At 58.4% G+C, this 24,160-nt stretch carries 23 protein-coding genes; 9 read left to right on the top strand and 14 right to left on the bottom strand.

What is annotated here, in order from left to right:
• Positions 1 to 4: 4 nt before the first annotated feature.
• The 6 genes from AC1MEE_RS07360 to AC1MEE_RS07335 form a co-directional block, all read right to left on the bottom strand.
• Positions 5 to 859 (bottom strand): alpha/beta hydrolase, encoded by an 855-nt coding sequence (locus tag AC1MEE_RS07360; protein ID WP_480414661.1) that lies wholly within the window; start codon positions 857 to 859, stop codon positions 5 to 7.
• Positions 856 to 1,665 carry an alpha/beta fold hydrolase gene (locus AC1MEE_RS07355; protein WP_480414660.1) on the bottom strand — a complete coding sequence of 270 codons (810 nt, stop codon included), beginning with the start codon at positions 1,663 to 1,665 and terminating at the stop codon, positions 856 to 858. Before AC1MEE_RS07355 ends, AC1MEE_RS07360 begins: the two co-directional genes overlap by 4 nt.
• A gap of 187 nt (positions 1,666 to 1,852) precedes the next feature.
• The gene (locus AC1MEE_RS07350; RefSeq protein WP_480414659.1) at positions 1,853 to 2,296 is read right to left on the bottom strand and encodes a hotdog fold thioesterase; all 444 of its coding nucleotides are present in this window, start codon (positions 2,294 to 2,296) and stop codon (positions 1,853 to 1,855) included.
• Positions 2,297 to 2,518: 222 nt separating this feature from the next.
• Positions 2,519 to 2,974, bottom strand: a complete 456-nt coding sequence (sixA, locus tag AC1MEE_RS07345; protein ID WP_480414658.1) for a phosphohistidine phosphatase SixA — start codon at positions 2,972 to 2,974, stop codon at positions 2,519 to 2,521.
• Positions 2,971 to 3,315: a DUF4389 domain-containing protein gene (locus tag AC1MEE_RS07340; RefSeq protein WP_480414657.1), complete on the bottom strand. Its 345-nt coding sequence runs from the start codon at positions 3,313 to 3,315 to the stop codon at positions 2,971 to 2,973. Before AC1MEE_RS07340 ends, sixA begins: the two co-directional genes overlap by 4 nt.
• Positions 3,316 to 3,337: 22 nt before the next feature.
• Positions 3,338 to 4,363 carry an NAD(P)H-dependent glycerol-3-phosphate dehydrogenase gene (locus tag AC1MEE_RS07335; protein ID WP_480414656.1) on the bottom strand — a complete coding sequence of 342 codons (1,026 nt, stop codon included), beginning with the start codon at positions 4,361 to 4,363 and terminating at the stop codon, positions 3,338 to 3,340.
• A 256-nt stretch (positions 4,364 to 4,619) separates the two neighbouring features.
• Between AC1MEE_RS07335 and AC1MEE_RS07330 the strand changes: the two genes are divergently transcribed.
• From AC1MEE_RS07330 to AC1MEE_RS07295, 8 genes are all read left to right on the top strand, one after another.
• The gene (locus AC1MEE_RS07330) at positions 4,620 to 5,474 is read left to right on the top strand and encodes an ABC transporter substrate-binding protein (protein ID WP_480414655.1); all 855 of its coding nucleotides are present in this window, start codon (positions 4,620 to 4,622) and stop codon (positions 5,472 to 5,474) included.
• Positions 5,471 to 7,402 (top strand): ATP-binding protein, encoded by a 1,932-nt coding sequence (locus AC1MEE_RS07325; RefSeq protein ID WP_480414654.1) that lies wholly within the window; start codon positions 5,471 to 5,473, stop codon positions 7,400 to 7,402. The genes AC1MEE_RS07330 and AC1MEE_RS07325 overlap by 4 nt, the downstream gene beginning before the upstream one ends.
• A 221-nt stretch (positions 7,403 to 7,623) precedes the next feature.
• Positions 7,624 to 8,139 (top strand): 3-hydroxyacyl-[acyl-carrier-protein] dehydratase FabA, encoded by a 516-nt coding sequence (gene fabA / locus AC1MEE_RS07320; RefSeq protein ID WP_480414653.1) that lies wholly within the window; start codon positions 7,624 to 7,626, stop codon positions 8,137 to 8,139.
• Positions 8,140 to 8,149: 10 nt separating this feature from the next.
• The gene (gene fabB / locus AC1MEE_RS07315; RefSeq protein WP_480414652.1) at positions 8,150 to 9,370 is read left to right on the top strand and encodes a beta-ketoacyl-ACP synthase I; all 1,221 of its coding nucleotides are present in this window, start codon (positions 8,150 to 8,152) and stop codon (positions 9,368 to 9,370) included.
• Positions 9,371 to 9,846: 476 nt separating this feature from the next.
• Positions 9,847 to 10,863, top strand: a complete 1,017-nt coding sequence (locus AC1MEE_RS07310; protein ID WP_480416174.1) for a substrate-binding domain-containing protein — start codon at positions 9,847 to 9,849, stop codon at positions 10,861 to 10,863.
• Complete coding sequence (locus AC1MEE_RS07305) at positions 10,851 to 13,928, top strand: EAL domain-containing protein (RefSeq protein ID WP_480414651.1); 3,078 nt, start codon at positions 10,851 to 10,853, stop codon at positions 13,926 to 13,928. The genes AC1MEE_RS07310 and AC1MEE_RS07305 overlap by 13 nt, the downstream gene beginning before the upstream one ends.
• Entirely contained in the window at positions 13,876 to 14,295 is a 420-nt protein-coding gene (locus AC1MEE_RS07300; protein WP_480414650.1) for an OsmC family protein, read from the top strand. The genes AC1MEE_RS07305 and AC1MEE_RS07300 overlap by 53 nt, the downstream gene beginning before the upstream one ends.
• 57 nt (positions 14,296 to 14,352) lie before the next feature.
• Complete coding sequence (locus tag AC1MEE_RS07295; protein WP_480414649.1) at positions 14,353 to 15,213, top strand: pirin family protein; 861 nt, start codon at positions 14,353 to 14,355, stop codon at positions 15,211 to 15,213.
• A gap of 121 nt (positions 15,214 to 15,334) precedes the next feature.
• On the opposite strand, the gene AC1MEE_RS07290 is transcribed toward AC1MEE_RS07295, so the two are convergent.
• The 4 genes from AC1MEE_RS07290 to AC1MEE_RS07275 all read right to left on the bottom strand — a co-directional run bounded on the left by AC1MEE_RS07290 (position 15,335) and on the right by AC1MEE_RS07275 (position 19,054).
• Positions 15,335 to 16,063 carry a dienelactone hydrolase family protein gene (locus tag AC1MEE_RS07290; RefSeq protein WP_480414648.1) on the bottom strand — a complete coding sequence of 243 codons (729 nt, stop codon included), beginning with the start codon at positions 16,061 to 16,063 and terminating at the stop codon, positions 15,335 to 15,337.
• Between the two features lie 66 nt (positions 16,064 to 16,129).
• Positions 16,130 to 18,034, bottom strand: a complete 1,905-nt coding sequence (gene htpG / locus AC1MEE_RS07285; protein ID WP_480414647.1) for a molecular chaperone HtpG — start codon at positions 18,032 to 18,034, stop codon at positions 16,130 to 16,132.
• A gap of 103 nt (positions 18,035 to 18,137) precedes the next feature.
• A complete protein-coding gene (locus tag AC1MEE_RS07280; RefSeq protein ID WP_480414646.1) occupies positions 18,138 to 18,581 on the bottom strand; it encodes a PaaI family thioesterase in 444 nt (147 codons plus the stop codon).
• The gene (locus AC1MEE_RS07275; RefSeq protein ID WP_480414645.1) at positions 18,581 to 19,054 is read right to left on the bottom strand and encodes a PaaI family thioesterase; all 474 of its coding nucleotides are present in this window, start codon (positions 19,052 to 19,054) and stop codon (positions 18,581 to 18,583) included. The genes AC1MEE_RS07280 and AC1MEE_RS07275 overlap by 1 nt, the downstream gene beginning before the upstream one ends.
• A 155-nt stretch (positions 19,055 to 19,209) precedes the next feature.
• On the opposite strand from AC1MEE_RS07275, the gene AC1MEE_RS07270 reads away from it, so the two are divergent.
• Positions 19,210 to 19,467 (top strand): hypothetical protein, encoded by a 258-nt coding sequence (locus AC1MEE_RS07270; RefSeq protein ID WP_480414644.1) that lies wholly within the window; start codon positions 19,210 to 19,212, stop codon positions 19,465 to 19,467.
• A 59-nt stretch (positions 19,468 to 19,526) separates the two neighbouring features.
• Here AC1MEE_RS07270 and AC1MEE_RS07265 read toward each other — a convergent pair whose 3' ends face one another.
• The 4 genes from AC1MEE_RS07265 to sucC form a co-directional block, all read right to left on the bottom strand.
• The gene (locus tag AC1MEE_RS07265; RefSeq protein WP_480414643.1) at positions 19,527 to 19,922 is read right to left on the bottom strand and encodes an MAPEG family protein; all 396 of its coding nucleotides are present in this window, start codon (positions 19,920 to 19,922) and stop codon (positions 19,527 to 19,529) included.
• A gap of 183 nt (positions 19,923 to 20,105) precedes the next feature.
• Positions 20,106 to 21,419 carry a branched-chain amino acid transport system II carrier protein gene (gene brnQ / locus AC1MEE_RS07260; protein WP_480414641.1) on the bottom strand — a complete coding sequence of 438 codons (1,314 nt, stop codon included), beginning with the start codon at positions 21,417 to 21,419 and terminating at the stop codon, positions 20,106 to 20,108.
• Positions 21,420 to 21,863: 444 nt separating this feature from the next.
• Entirely contained in the window at positions 21,864 to 22,745 is an 882-nt protein-coding gene (sucD, locus tag AC1MEE_RS07255; protein WP_480414640.1) for a succinate--CoA ligase subunit alpha, read from the bottom strand.
• Positions 22,745 to 23,911 carry an ADP-forming succinate--CoA ligase subunit beta gene (sucC, locus tag AC1MEE_RS07250; protein WP_480414639.1) on the bottom strand — a complete coding sequence of 389 codons (1,167 nt, stop codon included), beginning with the start codon at positions 23,909 to 23,911 and terminating at the stop codon, positions 22,745 to 22,747. The genes sucD and sucC overlap by 1 nt, the downstream gene beginning before the upstream one ends.
• Between the last annotated feature and the right edge of the window lie 249 nt (positions 23,912 to 24,160).

The following is a 24,160-nucleotide window of genomic DNA, read 5'->3' as shown; positions in this document are numbered from 1 at the left end:
CAAGTCAAGGAACGGCATAAAAGCGATTGAAACAGTCTGCAACAGCGCGCGCGCCTGCCTCGTCATTCAAGTGCAAATGATGGCCGCCGGGCAAGGTCGTGATGTGAAAAGGCAGCTGTGAAAGCAGCTCGGGATGCTGGGCCAGCATGCCCTGTCCCGCCACCACCAATTGGGTCGGACAACTGACGCGGTTGACGAACGCCATGGCCTGATCGCGGGTCAGGCGCATCGGTGACGCCAGCGTCAGTCGACTGTCGCTGCGCCAGGTATAACCGCCGGGTACCGGCATCAGTCCACGCTGGGCCAGCAATTCGGCTGCTTCCCGGCTGACCGCGACCACGCCTTTCATGCGCGCCTCGACAGCCCGGTCCAAATCGCTATAGACCGGCTTGCGTTTGTTCGACAGGTTCAGTTGCGCTTGCAACGCCATACCCAGCCGCTCAGCGGCGCTGCTCGCCTCGCCGGTCGGCGGAATGACCCCGTCAATCAGCGCCAGACGCGTGACGCGCTCGGGCAGCGCGCCGGCCAACGCCACCGAAATAATCGCGCCCAAGGAATGCCCAAGCAGGGAAAAACGCTGCCAGCCCAGTTGCTCGGCCACTTGCAGCACGTCATGCACGTAATCCCACAGGGTATAACCGGCCCCCAGCGGGCGGTGGTCGGAGTGGCCGTGCCCGGCCAGGTCCAGGGCGACGATGCGCAAGCCTTTGAGCTGCGGCGCCAGGCGCGCGAAGCTGTTGGCGTTATCCAGCCAGCCATGCAGGGCAATCACCGGCTGGCCGTCTTCAGGCCCGAACAGGTGCGCGGCCAACTCGATATGCGGCAGGCTCAGGCGGACTTCTTCAACAGGTATGCTCATGCGCAGGCCCTCTCGACGCGACGCGCTTCCCAACGGGCGAACAGGGTTTTGAGCAGCGCGGCGGTCTCCTGCGGGCGCTCGAGCGGGAACATATGACCGCCCGGCATGGACAGGTATTCGCCTTGTGGTATGCGTTTCACGGAACTGGCGTGGTGACGCATGACCACTCGGCTGTGCTGCCCGCGCACCATGGCCAGCGGCACTTTCAATTGCTGCACCCGACCGGGGCTGGTATGCGGCACGCTGCGGTAAATACTGATTTCAGTGGCCGGGTCGAAGCGCAGGCGCAACTGCTCGCCGTCCTGCTGCAAGCCATGTAGCAGGTAAGCGTCGAAGCACTCGGGATCGAAGCGGCGAAACAGGGTCTTGCCAGCGAAATACTGGCGGGCGGCATCCATATCCGCGAAGGCTTCCCGGCGTCCCAGGGTGCGCCCGGCCGGGGTGATCCGATCGATGAAACCGAAGCGTTTGGCTGCGCGGATCATCCACTGATCGACACGCGTCAACACAGGTGAGTCGAGCATCACCACGCCGCGATACAGTTCAGGACAACGCAGTGCTGCGTGGAAATGCAACAGCCCTCCCAGCGAATGCCCCACGCCCCAGACGGGTTCCGGCTGCTGGCGCAGGTGATGAATCAGCTCATCGACCAGATTCAGCCAGTTGTCATCCACCGGAAAGCGCGGATCGTGCGCATGCTGCTGCAGATGCGCCACGGTATAGTCCGGCGCCAGTGCGGCGAACAATTTGCCGTAGGTGGCCGACGGAAAGCCGTTGGCGTGAGCGAAAAACACCTGTTGCGACATGCGCGCGCGTCCATAACAAAAACCAGTGGCGATTGTGCGTATACGCCGACCACGCGGCAATGACTGTAACTGACATGAATGATGACACTTGGGAAATCAGGCTATTCGTGGCGGCCTATTCGCAGGCAAGCCTGCTCCCACATTAGAGTTGGGGCCAGCCGCAGATCCTGAGCAAAGCCAAACTCTCTCAGCGCAGCGGCGGTTGTTCACCCAGTGGCACCACGGCCATGGTCAAGCGGGAGATACAGCTGGCCTTGCCCTCATCGCTGCTCAGGCGGATGTCCCAGACGTGGGTGGTACGGCCGATATGTACCGGGCGCGCGACGGCGGTGACTCGACCGCTGCGCAAGCCGCGCAGATGGTTGGCGTTGACTTCAAGACCCACGCAGAAGAATTTGCTCGCATCGATACACAGGTAACTGGCGGTGGAACCGACGGTTTCGGCCAATACCACCGACGCGCCACCATGCAACAGACCGTAGGGCTGATGGGTACGATGGTCGACGACCATGCTGGCGGTGATGGAGTTGTCATCGAAGGTTTCGAAACGAATGTCCAGCAGCTCACCGATGGTGTTTTTCTGGGCCGCATTGAGTTGTTCGATATCGGGAGTTCTCAGCCACAAGCTCATGTTCAATCCTTCTCTGAAAAATAAAATATAAATTTTAAGTCCGGCACCGATCCAATGCAGGAGATCGCGCAGCAAACACGGTCCCTGTAGGAGCTGCCGAAGGCTGCGATAAGGTCGGTACGACCTTCAGCGGTATCAAGAACGCGACCGGTTCCCGGTCGATCGCAGCCTTCGGCAGCTCCTACATTGGATAGGTGCCTGTCAAGTGATCATCTACAGGGGTTATGGATGCCGAACGCTGCGCAATTCCATCAGCCCCGCCAGCGGAAAGTCGCCTTCCAGCTCAGCCAGGCTGGCCGTGTTCATGGGCTGTGCCTCGCGGTGATGACCGTGAACCAGCACGCCTACCAGCGAACCAACCAGCGGTTGGTGGCTGACTAGCAACACATCCTCTGTCGAGTACAGGTCCAGCTGACTCAGTGCCACCCGCGGGTCGCTGTCTGGAGTCAACCAGGGGACCGTTATGATCGGCTCGTTGAATCCCAGGACTTGATGGACCAGTTCAGCCGTCTGCTGCGCACGCACATAAGGACTGGCGATGATCCGGTGCAGGGGTTTGCCGAGCAAATGCGCAGCGCTATTGAGCACTTCTTTGCGCCCATGGTCAGTCAGTTCTCTCTCGGCATCACTGCGTGCCTGAGAGTGGGCTTCGCCATGGCGCAAAATCCACACCTTCATAACTTCGGTTCCTCATCGCGAACCGGATGCGGCGCAGGGGGGACGCTGTGCGCGGCTTCGCCTTCGGGCGCCCGAGGCGCGGGCCAATCGGCGAAAGGCCAGGGTTTCTGCTCGCTGTGGAAGGTCCCGAAGCGACCGATCTGCGCCAGGTACTGACTCACGCTATCGCCGAAGTTCATCAGGCTGCCACTCGGCGCGCCGTAGATCATTCGGTAAGCCAGCTGCACCAGGACCACACAGCCCAGGACAACTTCCGCGAGTTGCCAGATCAACACGAATACCAGCATCCACAGAATGCGCAGCAGGATCGATTCATGCTGCTTGAGTTTTGATTCGTTCATGACTTTCACCTGCTCGAGTAATTCAGTTAAAAACCGCTGGGGAAATAAAATCGACGTCGGTTTTCGGTTCTGCTCGCATCAGCAATTCGATGACTTGATTGAGCGTACGACCTTCGAAAAGAATCGCATGCAGGCCTGCGACCAGCGGCATATACACCTGAAGCTCATCCGCCTTGACCTTGAGTACCTTAAGAGTGTTCACCCCTTCCGCCACTTCGCCCAGACGGGTGACCGCCTCTTCCAGGCTCAAACCCTGACCGAGGGCAAAACCCACCTGATAGTTACGACTTTTGGGTGACGAGCAGGTGACGATCAAATCCCCGACCCCGGCCAGCCCCAAAAAGGTCATCGGATTGGCGCCCTGGCTCACCGCAAAGCGGGTCATCTCGGCCAAGGCGCGGGTGATCAGCATGCTCTTGGTGTTTTCGCCCATACCCAGCGCGACGGCCATGCCCGAAATGATCGCATACACGTTCTTGAGCGCGCCCCCCAGCTCGACACCAAACCGATCCGAGCTGGCGTACACGCGAAACGTGCGGCCATGCAACGCCTCCTGCACCTGTAGACAGAGGTCTTCATCTTCACTGGCCACCACTGTGGCCGTCAGCGCGTGCTCAGCGATTTCACGGGCCAGGTTGGGTCCGGACAACACGCCGATGCGCGCGTCCGGGGCGATTTCCTCGAGGATTTCGCTCATCAGCTTGAAGGTGTGTGCTTCGATGCCTTTGGTCAGGCTCACCAACATTTTGCCGGTCAAGCGCCCGGCATGAGGCGCCAGCACCGAACGCAAGGCACTGGACGGCAAGGCGACGAAAATCAATTCGCTACCCTCCAGCGTGGTCAGCAAGTCGGTCAGGGGCTCCACCGTCGGGTGGACCTTGATGCCTTTGAGATAACGGGGGTTCTCGCGGTTCACACGGATCGCCTCGGCCTGAGCCGGGTCGCGCATCCATTGCCTGACCGGATAGCCGTTCTCTGCCAGCAGGTTCGCCACAGCAGTACCGAAGCTGCCGCCTCCAAGAACCGCGATAGGTCGCTGTTGAGTCATAACCAATCCATCTAGAGCCATCTATCTGGCGATGGGGCATTATACGGGGCCACGCCTGCGCGACCAGTCTTGACGACAGCTCAATTCAGGCCCGATCAGTACCCTGTAAGTTCCATGGAAATTGCCCCCGCGTCGGTTACCATGCCCAGCTGACACTTTCGATCAAGGCTAAGTTGTGCATTGTGGCCCTCCTACCGCCCGCTCTTCCCTGTCAGATCGCTGGATCAGCAGGCTGTGCGCGTTATTCGCTTGCCTGATGCTATCGCCGAGTGTCTGGGCCGCCCAAGTGCTGCTCAGCGGTGCCGAGGACAGCCCGACAGTGCAAGCTTTCACCGCAGCGCTGGCGCAACGCCGGCCCGAGGATGTGGTGCGCTTTGTCACCCTAGACCAATTGCCGACCCCCAGCGAGCTGCCAGCCGACACTCGCCTGATCCTGCTCGACCTCGGCAGCCTGAACTGGCGCCTCAAGGACAATCAAGGCCCACCGACCCTAGTGCTGCGCATCAGCAGGGTTCAGGCCCACCAGCGACTCGGCGAAACCCGCCCGCCTCACCTCAGCCTGCTATGGAGTGACCCTCCGCTGCTGCGACAACTGCGTCTGGCCCAGCGTCTTTTACCTCAGGCCAAGCGGATCGGGGTGCTGTATGACCACCACAGCCAGTTCCTCTTCGACGAACTGTTCGACACCGCCAAAACGCTGGGGCTGCAGGTCATCGGTCAACCGTGGCCCCACACCGACGACAGTCGCCCCCTGCAAACACTGCTCAAACACAGCGACATGCTGCTGGGACTGGATGATCCAGACCTGTACAACCCCAAAACCGTGAAAAACCTGCTGCTCAGCAGTTATGCCCAACAACAGCCGTTGCTCGGCCCTACGGCCGGCTTCGTCAAGGTCGGGAGCCTGGCCAGCACCTACAGCGACCAGAACGATTGGCTGGCGATTCTCGACGATTTGCTCGATCAGCCCCCTGCCCGCTGGCCAAGGGCTGTTTATCCGAAGCGCTTCAAAGTCCTGAGCAACCGGCAAGTCGCACACTCACTGGGGATCGAGCAGATCGATGACGCCGCTATCGCGGCACAACTGGCCGAAGGAGAGAGTACCCAATGACTTTCCGTCGAAGCTGGGGCATCAACACCCGCACACAAATCATCAGCCTGGGCCCGGCACTGCTGCTGACCTTGTTGCTGATCGGTTTTTTCACCTTCGTGCGGCTTCAGGATTTGCGTCAGGAACTGAATCACACCGGCCAGTTGATCGCTAATCAGTTGGCCCCGGCTTCGGAATATGGCGTTATCGTTGGTAACAATGACGTCCTCGAAGGCCTGATGCGCGCCACATTGGCCACGCCCAACGTGCGTTTTCTCGAGGTTCAGGACAACGCCAACAATGTGCTGGTGTACGTCGAGCAGCCGAACGAAAGTGACGTGCGACCGACGCAGACGGAGATCTTCCAGGCGCCGATCCGCTTACAGCGCATCAAGTTGGGCACCGACTTTCTGCAGGACTCGACACCATCGACTGCCGTACAACCCGAGGATTATCTAGGCCGGGTACGGGTGGGCATGTCCAGCGATGCGTTCAGTCAGCGCCAGCAGGAGATTCTGTTCAAAGCCGGAATTCTGGCGCTTTTCGCCCTGCTCTTTACCTACATCCTGGCCCGGCGTCTGGCGCTGAGCCTGTCGCAACCGATCAGCGACATGGTTGAAGCCGTCAAGGCGATCCAGCAAGGTGACTACAACACCCCGCTGCCGGTGGCCGACGACGGTGAGCTGGGCGATCTGGCGCGGCACATCAACAAACTCGCCTACGGGTTGGAGCAAGCCAGCCGCGAACAGCAACAGACCATCGACCAGTTGATCCAGACCCGCGAAGAAGCGGAGCGCGCGAACAGCGCCAAATCCGACTTTCTGGCAATGATGAGCCATGAGCTGCGCACCCCCATGAATGGTGTACTCGGGATGTTGCAGTTGATGGAAACCACCCGAATGACCGAAGAACAGGCCGAATACTCAACGTTGGCGACCGAATCCACCGAGCATTTGCTGCGGGTGATCAACGATATTCTCGACTTCTCGCGCATTGAGCGCGATGCCCTGGAGCTGGAGCATATACCGTTCAACCTGGCGGAGCTGATCAACACCTCGGCCCAGGCTTTCCAGCATAACGCCCAGCAACGCGGTCTTTCACTGGAGCTGAAAATCCCTCCGGGGCTGGACGTACTGGAGGTTCAGGGCGATCCGACCCGTATTCGGCAAATCCTGGTCAATCTGATTGGCAATGCGCTGAAGTTCACTGAATTGGGCTGCGTCCAGGTCGAAACTTCCTGGCAATCCATGGACCATGAGTTGCTTTGGTTCACCTGCACCGTACGTGACAGCGGCATTGGTATTTCCGCCGAGCGTCTTGAGCTGATGTTCAATGCCTTTCAGCAGGCAGACAGCTCGATCTCCCGACGTTATGGCGGTACCGGGTTGGGCTTGCCGATCGCCCGGACCCTGGCCGAGCGCATGGGCGGTACGCTGCGGGCCCAGAGCGAAGAAGGCAGGGGATCGGTCTTCACGCTGGAGATTCCGCTGGCGCTGTATCAGCAAAAAGGCCCTGAAAAGGTCCAGATCGTCCACGCGGGCAACAACGATGGCAAGAACCAGCACGTGCTGTTGGTCGAGGACAACCCGGTCAATCAGACCGTGATCGAGGCGATGCTACGCAGCCTCGGCTTCCAGGTCAGCGTGGTCGGCGATGGCGCTCAGGCAGTGAGCGCGGCCCGGGCTGGCGATTTCGCCGCGATTCTTATGGACTGCCGTCTGCCGGTGATCGATGGCTACGAAGCAACGCGACAGATTCGTCATCTACCGAACGGTGTAGAGGTACCCATCATTGCCTTGACCGCCAATGCGCTGCATGGCGATCGGGAAGCGTGTTTGCAGGCCGGAATGAACGATTACCTGGCCAAACCCTTTAAACGTGCTGAATTACAGCGAATTCTTCAGCGCTGGCTACCCTTTCAAGCATCTGCGACTGGCGATAAATGCTAAATTACGGCAGTCTTGGTTGACCAAACGGCTAGTAAAAGCCGATTGAATAATAATTTCAGTGCACAAGTGTGCTTTCATTTATCTTGTGCTGTGACTTTCACTACAACGCAATAGTCTATGAGTAGGCTGACGGCTGATACTTGGCGCGTCATCCGGCCAGGACTGGTTATTCGGGCCAAGTATGGCCCCACCCTGCCGCACAAGATTATTGAGGAGCTCGCATGACCCAACAAAACGCCTATACCCGGGAAGATCTGCTGCGCTGCAGTCGTGGCGAGCTGTTCGGCCCAGGTAACGCGCAACTGCCCGCCCCGAACATGCTGATGGTGGATCGCATCACCCAAATCAGTGCCGAGGGTGGCAAGTACGGCAAAGGTGAATTGGTCGCCGAGCTGGATATCAATCCGGACCTGTGGTTCTTCGCCTGTCACTTCGAAGGTGACCCGGTGATGCCAGGTTGCCTGGGTCTCGATGCCATGTGGCAGCTCGTCGGTTTCTATCTCGGCTGGCAGGGTAACCCCGGCCGTGGCCGTGCGCTGGGATCAGGCGAAGTGAAATTTTACGGCCAGGTTCTGCCGACCGCGAAGAAGATCACTTACAAGATCAATATCAAACGCACCATGAAAGGCAAACTGGTCCTGGCAATTGCCGACGGCACCGTGAGCGTTGATGGTCGCGAAATTTACAGCGCCGAAGGCCTTCGGGTCGGCCTGTTCACTTCCACTGAAAATTTCTAAGGGTATCCGCATGCGCCGCGTCGTTATCACTGGTCTGGGCATTGTTTCCTGCTTGGGCAATGACAAAGACACCGTTTCCGCCAACCTGCGTGCAAGCCGCCCTGGCATCCGTTTCAATCCGGAATATGCCGAAATGGGTCTGCGTAGCCAGGTTTCCGGCTCCATTGACCTCAACCTCGAAGAGCTGATCGATCGCAAGGTCTATCGCTTCGTCGGCCACGCAGCGGCTTACGCCTACCTGGCCATGAAGGACGCCATCGTCGACTCGGGCCTGAGCGAAGATCAGGTATCCAACCCCCGCACCGGCCTGATTGCCGGCAGTGGCGGCGCGTCGACGCTGAACCAGATGGAAGCGCTGGATATCCTGCGCGAAAAAGGCGTCAAGCGCGTTGGCCCATACCGCGTCACGCGGACCATGAGCAGCACCGTCTCTGCCTGTCTGGCCACCCCGTTCAAGATCAAAGGCCTGAACTACTCCATCGCTTCTGCCTGTGCGACCAGTGCTCACTGCATCGGTACTGCCATGGAACAGATCCAGATGGGCAAGCAGGACATCGTGTTCGCCGGTGGCGGTGAAGAAGAGCATTGGAGCCAGTCGTTCCTGTTCGACGCCATGGGCGCGCTGTCCAGCCAGTACAACGAAACCCCGGAAAAAGCCTCCCGCGCCTACGATGCCAAGCGTGACGGTTTCGTCATTGCCGGCGGCGGCGGCATGGTCGTGGTCGAAGAGCTGGAGCACGCTTTGGCTCGCGGCGCCAGGATCTACGCGGAAATCGTCGGTTACGGTGCAACCTCCGACGGCTACGACATGGTCGCACCGAGCGGCGAAGGCGCTATCCGCTGCATGCAGATGGCACTGTCCACCGTCGAAGGCCCGATCGATTACATCAACACCCACGGCACCTCGACGCCGGTCGGCGATGCGAAAGAGATGGAAGGCGTGCGTGAAGTCTTCGGTACCAACGCGCCTGCCATCAGCTCGACCAAAAGCCTGTCCGGTCACTCCCTGGGCGCCGCCGGCGTTCACGAAGCGATCTACTGCATGCTGATGATGGAAGGCAACTTCATTGCAGGTTCCGCCAACATCGAAGAGCTGGACCCGGTTGTGGCTGATATGCCGATCCTGCTCAAGACCCGTGAGAACGCCAAAATCGATCAGGTCATGAGCAACAGCTTCGGCTTCGGTGGCACCAACGCTACCCTCGTGCTGAAACGCTGGCAGGGTAAGTAAGCAATTAAGTAAATAGCCGCTGTATAAGAACGGCACCTGCGGGTGCCGTTTTTTTTTGCTTCGCTTTTGTGCACACGCACAGCCTTGTAAAAGCGCTCAATGTAGTCAAGGATGTGATTTGGCCATCGTCCCTTGTTTTGCGCCCTGGACCCTGCCCCTTTCCTGAACGTTCAGGACTAAAGTTCGCGCACTTCACCCCTACAGGGCCTGATGACAGCACACACCCAAGCGTGTTCTGCCGGAGTATCAAAGGTGCCGCACGCTCATGGAAAAGGGACGTAATGGAAGAATATGATCGCGATGCCAGCCCAACGTCCGTCATCACATGCGGTAACAGCCCCGAACGATTGAGGAGGCCGTATTTGCTCGGGATCTGTTCAATTACCGCCTTTTATCTTTTCGCTGCGGCCCCCGGATACGGCCAGGTTTTGCCCGATCTTCCAGTCAGAACGGGTATCGAAAGCTCCACGATTTCCGTGATCCAGGCCCAGCAGATCGTTGCCAAAGCGACCGAAGCCGTTCGCTGGAGCGGCCCCGAATCAGGTCCACCTGCCCTGCGGGACAAGAACATCGCCTTTGTGGCAGAGGATTTGCGCAACGGCGGGATTATCGGTGTCGCACAGGGCACGCGCGAGGCTGCTACGGTGATGGGCTGGACGCTGAAGATATTCGATGGCGGTGGATCGTCAGCCGGACGTGCGAAAGCCTTTGCCGATGCGCTGGCAGCAAAACCCGACGGCCTCATCCTGTGCGGCTCCGATGCACTTGAAAACAATGCGGCGCTGGCCCCCTTCGTCCACCGGGGTGTGCCTGTGATTGGCTGGCACGCGGGTGCACAGCCAGGGCCCATTGCGGGCACGCCTGTCGCCATGAACGTCACGACTGACCCACTGGAGGTCGCTCACCTCACTGCCATGGCCGCAGTGGCACAATCAAAGGGCCACGCTGGCGTGGTCATCCTGACCGACTCCAAATACAGCATCGCCACGGCCAAAGCCAAGGCCATGGAGGACGTCATCCGGGCCTGTAAGGAATGCACGCTACTGGAAGTGCGCGATGTCGCCATCTCGGACAGTGGCGAGCAGATGCCCGTGATTGCCAAGGAACTCCTCCTGCGATATGGCAAGCGCTGGACCTATACCCTGGCGATCAACGATATTTACTTTGACTACGCCATTGCAGCGTTGACCAGTGCAGGGATACCGAGCGACGGACTCAATTTATTGTCTGCCGGTGATGGCAGTGCTTCCGCATTTCTACGCATCCAGGCAAAGACTTATCAGACCGCCACGGTGGCCGAACCGCTCAACCTGCAAGGTTGGCAAGTGATGGACGAACTGAACCGGCTCTTTGCCGGGCAGCCAGTGAGCGGCTTCGTAGCACCGATTCACCTGGTGAATGCGAACAACATCGCCCTCGACGGCGGGAAGAAATTTCAGTACGACCCTGACAATGGTTACCGAGACCAGTACCGCCGCATATGGAACCCCTGACATTGGACGTGACTTCCAGGCTCTCAGCCCTGTATCACCGGCTATTGCCGCAATCATTGCGCGCACAGTTCACACTCGCTTTTTTGGCGCTGGCCCTATTGAATCTGGCGGGCGGCGCCACGGCGGTCTATGCCTTGCGCACCTCAAACACCGCCACCCGCCAACTGGAGGAAGAGCGGCTGGTCCGCATGCAGGCTGGACAGGACATGATTCAGGATACGTTGCTGATCGAACGACAGACCGATCAACTGCTCACGACCACCTCTTTCGACACCCTGCGCTCAAGCTATGCCGCAATGATCAAACAGCTCGAGGCGCTTGATCACCTGGTGATTGAGCTGACCACCGCCAACAACGGTGTCGCGATACTTGACCTGCATCAGTCGAGTCAATTGTTCCGCAATACCGCCAACATCGTGGCGCAACTGCGAGAGGGCATGCTGCAAACCGAAGTCACGTTCGAACAGACCCTGAAGGATCGTACCGCCGGATTAAAACGGGACCAAACAGAGGGCAGCCTGGAACTGGCGGTTTTACTGTACGACCTGCCCACTGCGAGTGACAGCAACGCGGTCCAACTGTTGCGTACCCGGTTCGAGCTCAAGGCCAATGCGGCAGGCGGGCTACCAGACTCAGTGCGAAGCGATCTCGCGGCCCTGCGATCACAGCAATCGGACGCCATTGACCCCGATGCGCAAGATCTGTTCTCCCTGCGCCAGAAACTCATCAATCAGCACGAGGTCCTTCAGCGCTTCCATGAAGAACTGAAGCATCAGGCCAAGGCACTCGTGGCGACGGCACGAGCGCAATCCAGCGTTTACACACAAGACTATCAGGAAGCCGTGCAGCACTTGGTCGAGGCCTCCAATCGCAGCCAGCAATGGGTCCTGCTCATGCTGGGCGGCAGCCTGGTGTTTGCATGGTTTGTGACGCGCGTATTCATGGGGCACCATGTGCTTGTGCGCTTGAATGAGATAAGCCGCCAACTACGTCAGGAGCACATCGACGATACGCAATTGCTGATGGAGATGGATGAGAAGGACGAGATCGGCGATATGGCTCGCGCCGTGAATCAGTTTCTGAAAGATCGCCATCAGCTTGAAAAAAGAACGGCCGAATTGAGCGCCGTCAAAGAGCGGCTCGCGGTGCAAAACTCGAGATTGCAGCAGGAAGCTGTGATACGCGCCGGGCAAGGTCACGTCCTTGAGCTGATAGCGAGGAGCACGGAGCTGGAGGAAGTCCTTGAAAGTCTGGCGTACCTGGTTGAATCCCAGCTAGAAGGGATGATGGTATCCATCCTGCTGCTGGACGAGGAAGGAACGCATCTTCTGCATGGAGCAGCGCCCAGCGTGCCGAAGGCCTATACCCAAGCCATCGACGGGGTTGCGATCGGCCCAAACGTCGGCTCGTGCGGCACCGCCGTGTATCGACGGGAACCGGTCATCGTCACTGATATCGAGCAAGACCCGCTGTGGGCCGATTACCGTGCGGTCGCCGCACCCTTTGGCTTTCGGTCATGCTGGTCGACCCCGATCCTGTCCCATGAGCGAAAGGTTTTGGGAACCTTTGCCTTGTATTCCCGCACGGTGCGCAGTCCCCTTGCGAGCGAGACGCAACTGATTGACATGGCGACGCCACTTGCCGGCATCGCGATTGAACGCAAACACACGGAAAATCGCATCCGCTACATGGGAGACCATGACGCGTTGACCGGACTGCCGAATCGCACACTGCTGGAGGACCGTCTCAAGCAAGCCATCCTTTACGCCCAGCGCTACGGGCGTCTGGTGACGGTGGTGTTCATCGACCTGGATAAATTCAAACTGGTCAATGACAGCCTGGGCCACAGTGCCGGAGACGAACTGCTGAAAACAGTCGCCAAACGCATGGTGGAGTGCGTGCGACGCACCGACACGGTCGTTCGGCTGGGCGGCGACGAGTTCGTGATCATCCTGTTTGACCAGCCCTCCGACCTTGACGGCGTTGCTCCGGTTCTGCAGAAGATCCAGGAAGCCATCCTGCAGCCGATCCAGCTCGGCGGGCACAAACTCCATGTCACCTGCAGCATGGGATTGGCCTCCTACCCCGCCGACGGCGCCGACACCGACACCTTGCTCAGAAACGCGGACGCCGCCATGTACCGCTCCAAGGAACTGGGCCGCAACAGTTACCAGTTCTATACCAGCGAGATGAACAGCAAGAATCAGGGCAAGCTCGCCATGCAGGACGGGCTTCGCAATGCAATCGACCACAATGAGTTCCTGCTGCTGTACCAGCCGCAGGTGGATCTGCATTCGGGTCGGATTATCGGCGTGGAAGCACTGATTCGCTGGCAGCACCCCGAACTCGGCATCGTTTCCCCGATCAAGTTCATTCCACAGGCCGAAGAGACCGGATTGATCGTCCCCATCGGTGACTGGGTAACCCACACCGCCTGCAAACAGAACAAGGCCTGGCAGGATGCGGGCATGCCCCCGATCACCATGTCGGTCAATATTTCAGCGCGCCAATTCACCGAAAGGGATCTGGTCAGTCGGGTCAAGCATGCATTGCAAGAAAGCGGACTGGCCCCCATGTACCTTGAGCTGGAACTGACCGAAAGCCTGATCATGCAAGACCTTCAGCAAGCCATTATCAAGATGAAGGAACTGCAAGCGATGGGGATACGACTCTCGATCGATGACTTCGGCACCGGCTACTCCAGCCTTGCCGCACTGAAAAGCTTTCCAATCGCTCGATTGAAGATCGATCAGTCTTTCGTGCGTGACCTTCCTGATAACGAGAATGACAAGGCCATCGCCACGGCGGTGATCTCATTGGGGCACAAACTGAATCTCAAGGTTATCGCCGAAGGTGTCGAAACCGAAGAACAGCGAGCGTTTCTACGTGATAACGGCTGTGATGAAATGCAAGGCTATCTGTTCAGTCAGCCTGTCTCCGCGCAGGAAATAGAACAACTGCTCCCACGCGCTATATCGTTAAACGCCCACTCAACCGCCCATGAGGTTTTCCATGACCGTAACCGTCAACACCCTGTCCAGGACCGGCTACCGCCACGCCATTGAGATCGATGAAAAACATGAGCTGTTCGCTGACCTGCCTGTAGACCTTGGCGGCGAAGGATCCGCGCCCGACCCTCATGATTATTTCGATACGGCACTGGGCGCGTGCAAAGCGCTGACGGTCAGGCTATACGCCAAACAACACGACATCCCGCTGACCGGCGTCACCGTCGAGGTCAAACACGACGACAGCCAGGAACGAGAAGGCAAGTATCGCTTGAGCGTCAAACTGACCCTCCTGGGCGTGCTGAGCGATGACCAGCGCACTCTGCTGCATCGCGTCGCCGATCGTTGCCCGGTACACAAACTGATGACCACCACTGAAATCACCATCGAAACGCATCTGGTCGAAGGCGCCTTTAGCCAATAACACCACGTACGCCAAGGCGGGTTATGCTCTGCGCATCGACCCACCCAGCCTGCCGAGATGACGCTCATGATCGTAATCAAGCCCCGCGCCGAAGATGTCGAAGGTCAGCCGATTCTGCGCCCACTGCCTTCGGCCAAATGCCGCAGCGTTGGCCCTTTCGTGTTTTTTGACCACATGCTGGAAACGGACTACCCGGCCGGCAGCGGCCTGAATATCCGCCAACATCCGCATATCGGTTTATCGACCCTCACCTACCTGTTCGACGGCCAGATCCAGCACAAGGACAGCCTGGGCAGCGACCAGTTGGTCCTGCCCGGCGACGTCAGCTGGATGACTGCCGGCAGTGCCGTTGCGCACCTCGAGCGTACACCGGAGGACTTGCGCAGCAGCGGCTCACGCCTGCATGGCCTGCAGATCTGGCTGGCCACGCCCAAAGAGCACGAGCAAGGCCCGGGGCACTATAGCCATCACCCGGCCCATACGCTGCCCATAAGCGACAACCTCGGGATACGCATTCGCATGATCGCAGGCAGCGGTTTTTGCCTGACGTCGCCGGTACCGGTGCTGTCACCGACCTTGTATGCCGAAGTGAACCTGCAAACCGCCACCACACTGCTGATTCCCGCTGAACACGAGGAGCGCGCGCTGTATGTGCTCACAGGAGAGGCGCAGCTGGATGGCGAGCCCGTAGAGCTACGGAGCCTGGTTGTGTTGCCGATTGGCGAAGAGATGACGCTGAGCGCCGACAGCGAGTGCCATGCCGTACTGATCGGCGGCACCGCACTGGACGGCCCACGACGGATGAACTGGAACTTCGTGGCCAGCGACCCGGCCTTGATAGAACAGGCACGCGCCCGCTGGGCTGCGGGTGATTGGCCGACGGTGCCGGGTGAGACGGAACGGATTGAGTTGCCTTAATAGGTGCCTGACATTCCGCCATCGCGGCGGGACGCGTAGTTGCAAGCCCGCTCCTACATGGGGCCAACGTCAACCTGTAGGAGCGGGCTTGCCCGCGATGGGCCCGACAGGGCCCCAGCTATCAGCCCGTGAACACTTCATCCAGCAAGTCATGCATCGACGCAAACGCGCGTTTTGCGGTTTTCGCGTCGTACATCATCATGCCCGGCTTGTCCGCGTGCGGATCGGTGAACGAGTGCACCGCGCCGCCGTAGCTCAGCAATTGCCAATCCACGCCCGCTGCATTCATCTCCGCTTCGAACACCGGCAGTTGTTCTTTAGGCACCAGGGGATCGGACGCACCGTGCAGGACCAACACCGAACCCTTGATATTTTTCGCGTCCGCCGGATGAGGCGTGTCCAACGAGCCATGGAACGACACCGTGGCTTTCAAGTCGGCGCCGCTACGGGCCAACTCCAAAGCGCAGCAACCACCGAAACAGAAACCGAAAGTCGCCAGTTTGCTGGTATCTACAGGCGCGTCGGTCTGAGATTTCAAGGCGTCGAGTGCCGCCTGCATGCGCTTGCGTACCAATGCCCGATCATTCTTCAGCGGCATCATCGCAGCGCCCGCCTCGTCGGCATTCTGCGGACGCGTGGCCTGGCCATATAAGTCAGCCAGTAGCACCACATAACCCTGCTCGGCCACCGACTGGGCGATTTTTTCTGCGCTGGCACTGACGCCCATCCAGTTCGGTGCCATCAACAGGCCCGGACGCGACGAGGCGTCGCCAGCGTCGAACACCAGACGGCTCTCGTAAGATTGGCCATCGATCTGATAAATCACGGAACGAACAGAAACGTTGCTCATTACTGACCTCCAAAGAAAATGACGCTAAAAAAAATCCCGCCGAGGCGGGATTTTCATACCAAGTGTTTAAACCGACAGCTCTACCAACAGCTTGTTCAGCCGGCGCACATAGGCGGCCGGGTCTTTCAGGCTATCGCCCGCAGCCAGGGCAGCCTGGTCGAACAAGATATGCGACAGATCAGCGAAACGCTCTTCGCTCTGCTCGGCATCAAGCTTGGCGACCAGCGGGTGGACCGGGTTGAATTCAAAGATCGGCTTGGAGTCCGGAACCTTCTGGCCGCTGGCCTCGAGGATCTGACGCATTTGCAGACCGAGGTCTTGCTCGCCGATGGCCAGAATCGCTGGGGAGTCGGTCAGGCGGTGGGAAACCCGCACTTCACTGACAGCGTCGCCGAGGGCGATTTTCAGGCGCTCGATCAAGCCTTCCTTATCCTTGGCGAATTCTTCCTGAGCCTTCTTGTCCTCATCGGAATCAAGCTTGCCCAGATCCAGATCGCCACGGGCCACGTCGACAAAACCTTTGCCGTCGAAGTCGCTGAGGTAGCTCATCAGCCACTCATCGATGCGGTCGGTCAACAGCAGCACTTCGATGCCTTTCTTGCGGAAGACTTCCAGGTGCGGGCTATTCTTGACCTGAGCGTAGGTTTCGCCGGTCAGGTAATAGATCTTGTCCTGACCTTCCTTGGCGCGTGCCAGGTATTCCGCCAGAGCGACAACCTGCTCGCCGCCGTCTTCGTGAGTCGATGCAAAACGCAGCAAGCCGGCGATTTTTTCCTTGTTGGCGAAATCTTCTGCCGGGCCTTCTTTCATGACCTGACCGAAGTTCTTCCAGAAGCCTTTGTATTGCTCAGGCTCGTTCTTCGACAGTTTTTCCAGCATCTCCAGCACGCGCTTGGTCAGCGCCGACTTCATCGAATCGATGATCGGGTCTTTCTGCAGGATTTCACGGGAAACGTTCAGCGACAGGTCATTGGAATCGACCACGCCCTTGATGAAACGCAGATACAGCGGCAGGAACGACTCGGCTTGATCCATCACGAACACGCGCTGCACGTAGAGCTTCAGACCGCGCGGTGCTTCACGCTGATACAGGTCGAAAGGCGCACGGCCCGGAACGAACAGCAGCGAGCTGTATTCCAGCTTGCCTTCGACTTTGTTGTGGCTCCAGCTCAGCGGGTCTTCAAAGTCATGAGCGACGTGCTTGTAGAACTCCTGGTATTCCTCGTCCTTCACCTCAGTGCGTGGACGGGTCCAGAGCGCGCTGGCGCGGTTGACGGTTTCCCATTCCTGCTCAGGCGCGGCTTCACCTTCGGCAGCGGCCTGTTCTTTAGGCAGCTCGATCGGCAAAGCGATGTGATCGGAGTATTTCTTGACGATGTTGCGCAGACGATAACCGTCAGCGAACTCGTTTTCAGCGCTTTTCAGGTGCAGAACGATACGGGTACCGCGATCGGCTTTCTCAAGGGTCGCGACTTCGAACTCGCCTTCGCCTTTGGAGGACCAATGCACACCTTCGCTGGCTGGCAAGCCGGCACGACGGCTGAACACTTGAACCTGATCGGCAACGATGAACGCCGAATAGAAGCCCACACCGAACTGGCCGATCAGGTGCGAATCTTTTTTCTGATCCCCCGACAGGTGCTTCATGAAGTCGGCAGTGCCCGACTTGGCGATGGTGCCCAAGTGAGTAATAGCGTCTTCACGGCTCATGCCGATGCCGTTGTCTTCGAGGGTGACGGTTTTCGCGTCCTTGTCGAAGCTCACACGGATTTTCAGCTCGGCGCCGCCTTCGAGCAGGTCCGGTTTGGACAAGGCTTCGTAGCGCAATTTGTCGACAGCGTCAGAGGCGTTCGAGATCAATTCGCGAAGGAAAATTTCCTTGTTGGAATACAGCGAATGGATCATGAGGTGCAGCAGCTGCTTTACCTCGGTCTGGAAGCCCAGGGTTTCCTTTTGAGTTTCCACACTCATGGTCATCAAACTCCAATCAGATGGCACAAGCCGCATACAAAGCGGCGGGGTGTCATCAAAGTGGGGGCAGGGTCAGATATTTCAAGGGCGTGGGGACACCGATCTACGATTCTTCGATTTTGAAATGCGCCCGCGCCGTGGCAATCGGCTCGGCCGGGGTGCTTTGCCAGGCAGTGATGGCGACGTTGGCCACCCTCCGCCCCTGGCGCCAGACCTGACACTTCGCATAGGTGTCGCGGAAATGACCGGCGCGCAGGTAATCGACCGAGATGTCGATAATCTTCGGCACCGAGCCCGAACCGGTGGAAATCAGCAAGTGCATGGCCGCCGCCAACTCCATGAAACCAGCGATTACACCGCCGTGGATGGCCGGCAGCAACGGGTTGCCAATGTTGTCCTTGTTGGCCGGCAGGCGAAATATCAGCTCGTCATCCGGACGCGAACATTCGATGCCTATCAGCCTCGCGTAGGGGATCAGCTCAAACAGTGCTTCGTAGCTGTTTTGCTCATGAGCCAGGCGAACCCTATCCTTGAAATCGATCGTCATCACGCACCGCCTTTGATCGAGCCACCGAAGCCCTGGCTGACTTTGATGCCCTTGCCCATACGCATGAACGTCCCGACCACGTGAGCGATGGGCTGCTGCGGATCATCCTGATAGGCGAAACCCCGGGTGAAGATGATGTCAGTGGTGACCCGATAACACTGGGCAAAACCATAGACGTTCTTGTGCGGCTCGGCCGGGTTCATGTAGTCGATGCGCAGATCGAGGGTCGGGCAGACTTCGAACTCCGGCAGCACGCAGAGCGTGGCGGCCCCACAGGCGCTGTCCATCAACGACGTCAGCGCCCCGCCATGGATAACGCCGGTCTGTGGATTGCCAACGATTTGCGGGCTGTAGGGGAGGATCAGGGTCATGCCGCCGGCATCCGCGCTGTGGACCCGCAAACCCAGAACCTGACAATGCCTGAGCGCAGAAACGAAACGCACCGCGCGCTCAAAAATGGGGTTTTCGCTCATTGACCGTCGACTCGACTTATTCTTGATTGAAGCCAGCATAGCTGGAGCGTAAAGCAGCTGAGACAGCAACCTTTATATATCTGGAGGAAAGGCGGAACTTAATTTGTGAGCCGACGCTCGAAAGGCGTAGATATCTTCATTAGGAGAAACACCCCATGCGTAAATCTTTAGCCATTGCCCTGATGCTTTCTGCCACTCTGGGTCTCGCCGCCTGCAATAAAGGCAGTGACGATAAACAGAAAGAAGCCGATAAGGCCGCTCAACAGTCTCAGGACTCGATGAGCAAGGCCCAGGACAAAGTCAACGACGCAGCCAAAGAGAGCCAGGAAGCGGCCCAAAAGAACGCTGAAGCCGCTCAAGCCCGTGCAAAAGAAGCCAACCAACAGGCGCCCGCTCCTACCACTACCAAATAAGCCGGGACGCTTTCAGACCCTAAAGCCCGCTATTAGCGGGCTTTACCCGTTAGTGCAAGTTAGACCCCTCGCAACAAAGGGCTGAGCATCAATACCAACGAGCAGACCAGCCCGACAAACCAGGCCGGACTGCGCACGTTGGGAATGTCCGCCAGATACGCCCCCAGATAAATCAACCGCGCAATCACGAAAATCACGGCAATCCAGTCGATCAAAAAGCCTTGAGTCTGCGTGGTATGGGCGACAAACACCCCCGCCGAAAACAACACGAACGCTTCAAAACTGTTTTGATGTGCAGCCAGGGCCCGGGCGCCATAACCGGTCAACTGTGATTGTTGGCTGCGCGGTAGATGGTTGTTGTAACCACCCTGCTCTTTCATCGCTTTGGCGACCGGAATCCGCGCGATATAAATCAGTAAGGCACTGATAAACAAACACCAGAAAGGAATACTCATCGCGCCGTTATCTCCTTGATGGGCACCGCTGCGGGAGCCTCGATTCGGGTAGGGATCATTACTTGCCATACGCCAGAATGCATCAACTTTATTAAGATTAAGGACGGGGCATCGCGCATCGAAAAGCCCTGCATCCATGGATGCAGGGCTTTTGGGTGTTACAGCAAACTGCCAGAAAGTGACTCAGGCCAGGGCTTCGCTGCGCTTGCCCAGCAGGCGGTCGCAGATGAATGCGCCCATCAGGGTGATCACCGTCGGCACCAGCCACGCCAGGCCCTGCTCACTCAAAGGCAGATGCGCCAGCTGCGTCGGCAGCCAATCGGCGAACCCTGCACCTTTGCAGGCGTCGATGATCCCGAACAGCAGCGACACCAACATCACCGGCGCCACGATGCGACCCTGTGAGTGCCAGAAGTCCTTGCAGAAGCTCAGCGCCACCAGAACGATGCATGGCGGGTAGATCGCGGTCAGCACCGGAATGGAGAACAAAATCAGCTTGGTCAGACCCAGGTTGGACACCAGCAACGAGAAACCGGCCAACAGAATCACTAGCGCTTTGTAAGACAGCGGCAGGACCCGGCTGAAATACTCGGCACAGGCGCAGGTCAGGCCGACAGCGGTGACCAGACAGGCCAACGAGATCAGCACAGCGAGAAAACCGCTGCCCAACGAGCCGAAGGTGTGCTGCACATAGGCGTGCAGGACCGCAGCACCGTTACTCGCCCCCGCCGCTACGGCATGGCTGCCCGCGCCAAGACGGAACAGACTGATATAGACCAGCGCCAGTCCGAGACCTGCAATCAGGCCGGCAATGATCGCGTAGCGAGTGATCAGTTGTGGCGAAGTCACTCCTCGCGAGCGGATGGCGTTGACGATGACAATGCCGAAGACCAGCGCGCCAAGGGTATCCATGGTCAGGTAGCCATTGATAAAGCCTTGGGAGAACGGCGCCGCGACGTAGGCCGGCTCTGCCACGCCGATATCTCCGGCAGGCAAAGCGAACGCGGCGATGCCCAGCACGGTCAGCGCGAAGATTTTCAAGGGTGCGAGGAAACGGCCCACGGTATCGAGCAGGCGGCCCGGATACAGCGAAACCCAGAACACCACCATAAAATACACAAGGCTATACAGAAACAACGCCAGCGGGCTGTCCCCGGTCAGCGGCGCCAGACCCACTTCGAACGACACCGTTGCCGTACGTGGCGTAGCAAACAATGGTCCCACTGCCAGGTAACAAACCGCCGCGAGAATACCGCCTGCAACTTTACCAATCGGGCTGCTCAATGCGTCCATCGCGCCGCCGACTTTGGCCAGTGCAATGACCGTGACCACAGGAAGACCCACCGCAGTGACCAGAAAACCCAGCGCTGCCATCCAGACATGCGGTCCGGCCTGTAAACCGACGATGGGTGGGAAGATGATGTTGCCAGCCCCGACAAACAGGGCAAACGTCATAAAACCAAGTGCCAGGATGTCCTGGCCTTTCAACACTTTCATTAAGGAAATACCACACTGCTCAATCGGAATTTAGAGAGGGATCTCCCCTGGGATTAGGGAAATGCAGCCGGTCCGGGTAAGACAGGCTCGTCATGCAACACAGCCCCTTATGGGGGCCGGCAGGCAAAATGGTGAGTAGCCTAACGAATTGAGCCTGGGAGCGCACTGCTATGGGGCGGACTGTCTCATTAGCGACTGGAAGTGTCGCAAATGAGACAGCTGCTGATCTGTCGGGGGGACAAAAATCACCTGTAGGAGTGCGCTTGCCCGCGATAAGGTCCGAAGGGCCTTCCAACGATATCTGGGCGAACCCATTTGCGACTGCTTCGCAGTCGATCGCGGGCAAGCGCGCTCCTACATGGGCAGGTCAACATCAAACCCCAGAATGCACAAAGGCCACCCGAAGGTGGCCTTTGCTGATTGCGATGTCAGTTAAGCAGAAGCTTACTTGGCAGCCCAACCGGTCAGCTCAGCCAAAGCTTTGCCGATGTCTGCCAGCGAACGCACGGTTTTCACGCCTGCGTCTTGCAGTGCAGCGAATTTCTCGTCTGCAGTGCCTTTGCCGCCGGAGATGATTGCGCCAGCATGGCCCATGCGCTTGCCCGCAGGGGCAGTCACACCAGCGATGTAGGAAACAACCGGCTTGGTCACGTGTGCCTTGATGTAGGCAGCCGCTTCTTCTTCAGCCGAACCGCCGATTTCACCGATCATGACGATCGCTTCAGTCTTCGGGTCTTCCTGGAACAATTTCAGGATGTCGATGAAGCTTGCGCCTGGAATCGGGTCACCGCCGATGCCTACACACGTGGACTGGCCGAAACCAGCATCAGTGGTCTGCTTCACGGCTTCGTAAGTCAGGGTGCCGGAACGCGACACGATACCGACTTTACCTGGCAAGTGAATGTGACCTGGCATGATGCCGATCTTGCATTCGCCCGGAGTGATCACGCCTGGGCAGTTAGGCCCGATCAGGATCACGCCCAGCTCGTCGCACTTGACTTTAGCGTCAAGCATGTCGAGGGTCGGGATGCCTTCGGTGATGCAAACGATCAGCTTGATGCCGCCGAACGCTGCTTCAAGGATGGAGTCCTTGCAGAACGGAGCTGGAACGTAGATCACGCTGGCGGTAGCGCCAGTGGCTTCTACTGCTTCGCGCACAGTGTTGAACACTGGCAGGTCCAGGTGAACGGTACCGCCTTTGCCCGGGGTCACGCCGCCAACCATTTTGGTGCCGTAGGCAATGGCTTGCTCGGAGTGGAAAGTACCTTGCGAGCCAGTGAAACCCTGGCAGATAACTTTGGTGTCTTTATTGATCAGGACGCTCATTACTTGCCCTCCGCAGCTTTGACAACTTGTTGAGCAGCGTCGGTCAGGCTGGTAGCAGCGATGATGTTCAAACCGCTTTCTGCCAGTACTTTAGCGCCCAGCTCAGCGTTGTTACCTTCAAGGCGAACAACAACCGGGATTTTTACGCCAACTTCTTTCACTGCACCGATGATGCCTTCGGCAATCATGTCGCAACGAACGATGCCGCCGAAGATGTTGACCAATACTGCTGCAACATTGCTGTCGGACAGAATGATCTTGAACGCTTCAGTGACGCGTTCTTTGGTAGCGCCGCCGCCAACGTCGAGGAAGTTGGCTGGTTTGCCGCCATGCAGATTGACGATGTCCATGGTACCCATGGCCAGGCCAGCACCGTTGACCATGCAACCGATGTTGCCTTCCAGTGCCACGTAGTTCAGTTCGAACTTGGCAGCGTGAGCTTCGCGCGGGTCATCTTGCGATGGGTCGTGGAAAGCTTTCAGCTTTGGCTGGCGATAGACAGCGTTGGCGTCGATGTTGATCTTGGCATCGAGGCAGTGCAGGTTGCCGTCAGCCTTGATAACCAGTGGGTTCACTTCCAGCAGAGCCAGGTCGTAGTCCTGGAACAGCTTGGCCAAGCCAACGAAGATGTTGGTGAACTGCTTGATCTGGTCGCCTTTGAGGCCCAGTTGGAAAGCCAGGTCACGACCCTGGAAAGGCTGAGCGCCTACCAGTGGATCGATAGTGGCCTTGAGAATCTTCTCAGGAGTGTCGTGAGCGATCTTCTCGATGTCCACGCCACCTTCGGTGGACGCCATGAACACGATACGACGGCTCGAACGATCCACTACAGCGCCGAGATACAGCTCTTTAGCGATGTCGGTGCAGGATTCAACCAGGATCTTGGTGACTGGCTGGCCGTTGGCGTCGGTCTGGTAAGTTACCAGACGCTTGCCCAACCACTGTTGAGCGAACGCTGCTGCGTCTTCTTTGCTGCGAACCAGCTTTACGCCGCCCGCTTTACCGCGGCCACCAGCGTGAACCTGGGCTTTGACGACCCATTCGGTACCGCCAATTTTTTCGCAAGCTTCTGCTGCAGCTTCCGGGGTGTCTACTGCGTAGCCTTTGGATACTGGCAGGCCGTATTCAGCGAACAGCTGCTTACCCTGATACTCATGAAGATTCATGCTTATTACCGTCTTCGTTAGGTGCTGCGCATTCGGTGCTGCACTTGGGTAAGTGCCGCACCACCTGTGACTCCGCCCTCGGATGATCTCAGGAATGTGCCGAAACCTTGGAGGTCGCCTGAAAACTACTGCGCTACGTTTTCACACGACCTGCTGGCTCTGTACGTTCCTGAAGGCGCCCTCGAGATCGAGTCCGGCGGACATTCCGCGGTGAGTCTTGCTCGCAAGGCTCACGACGGGCAGTCCGTC

Source organism: Pseudomonas sp. ASL3 (assembly GCF_056680425.1).
This window is presented reverse-complemented; position numbering and strand designations above follow the sequence as displayed.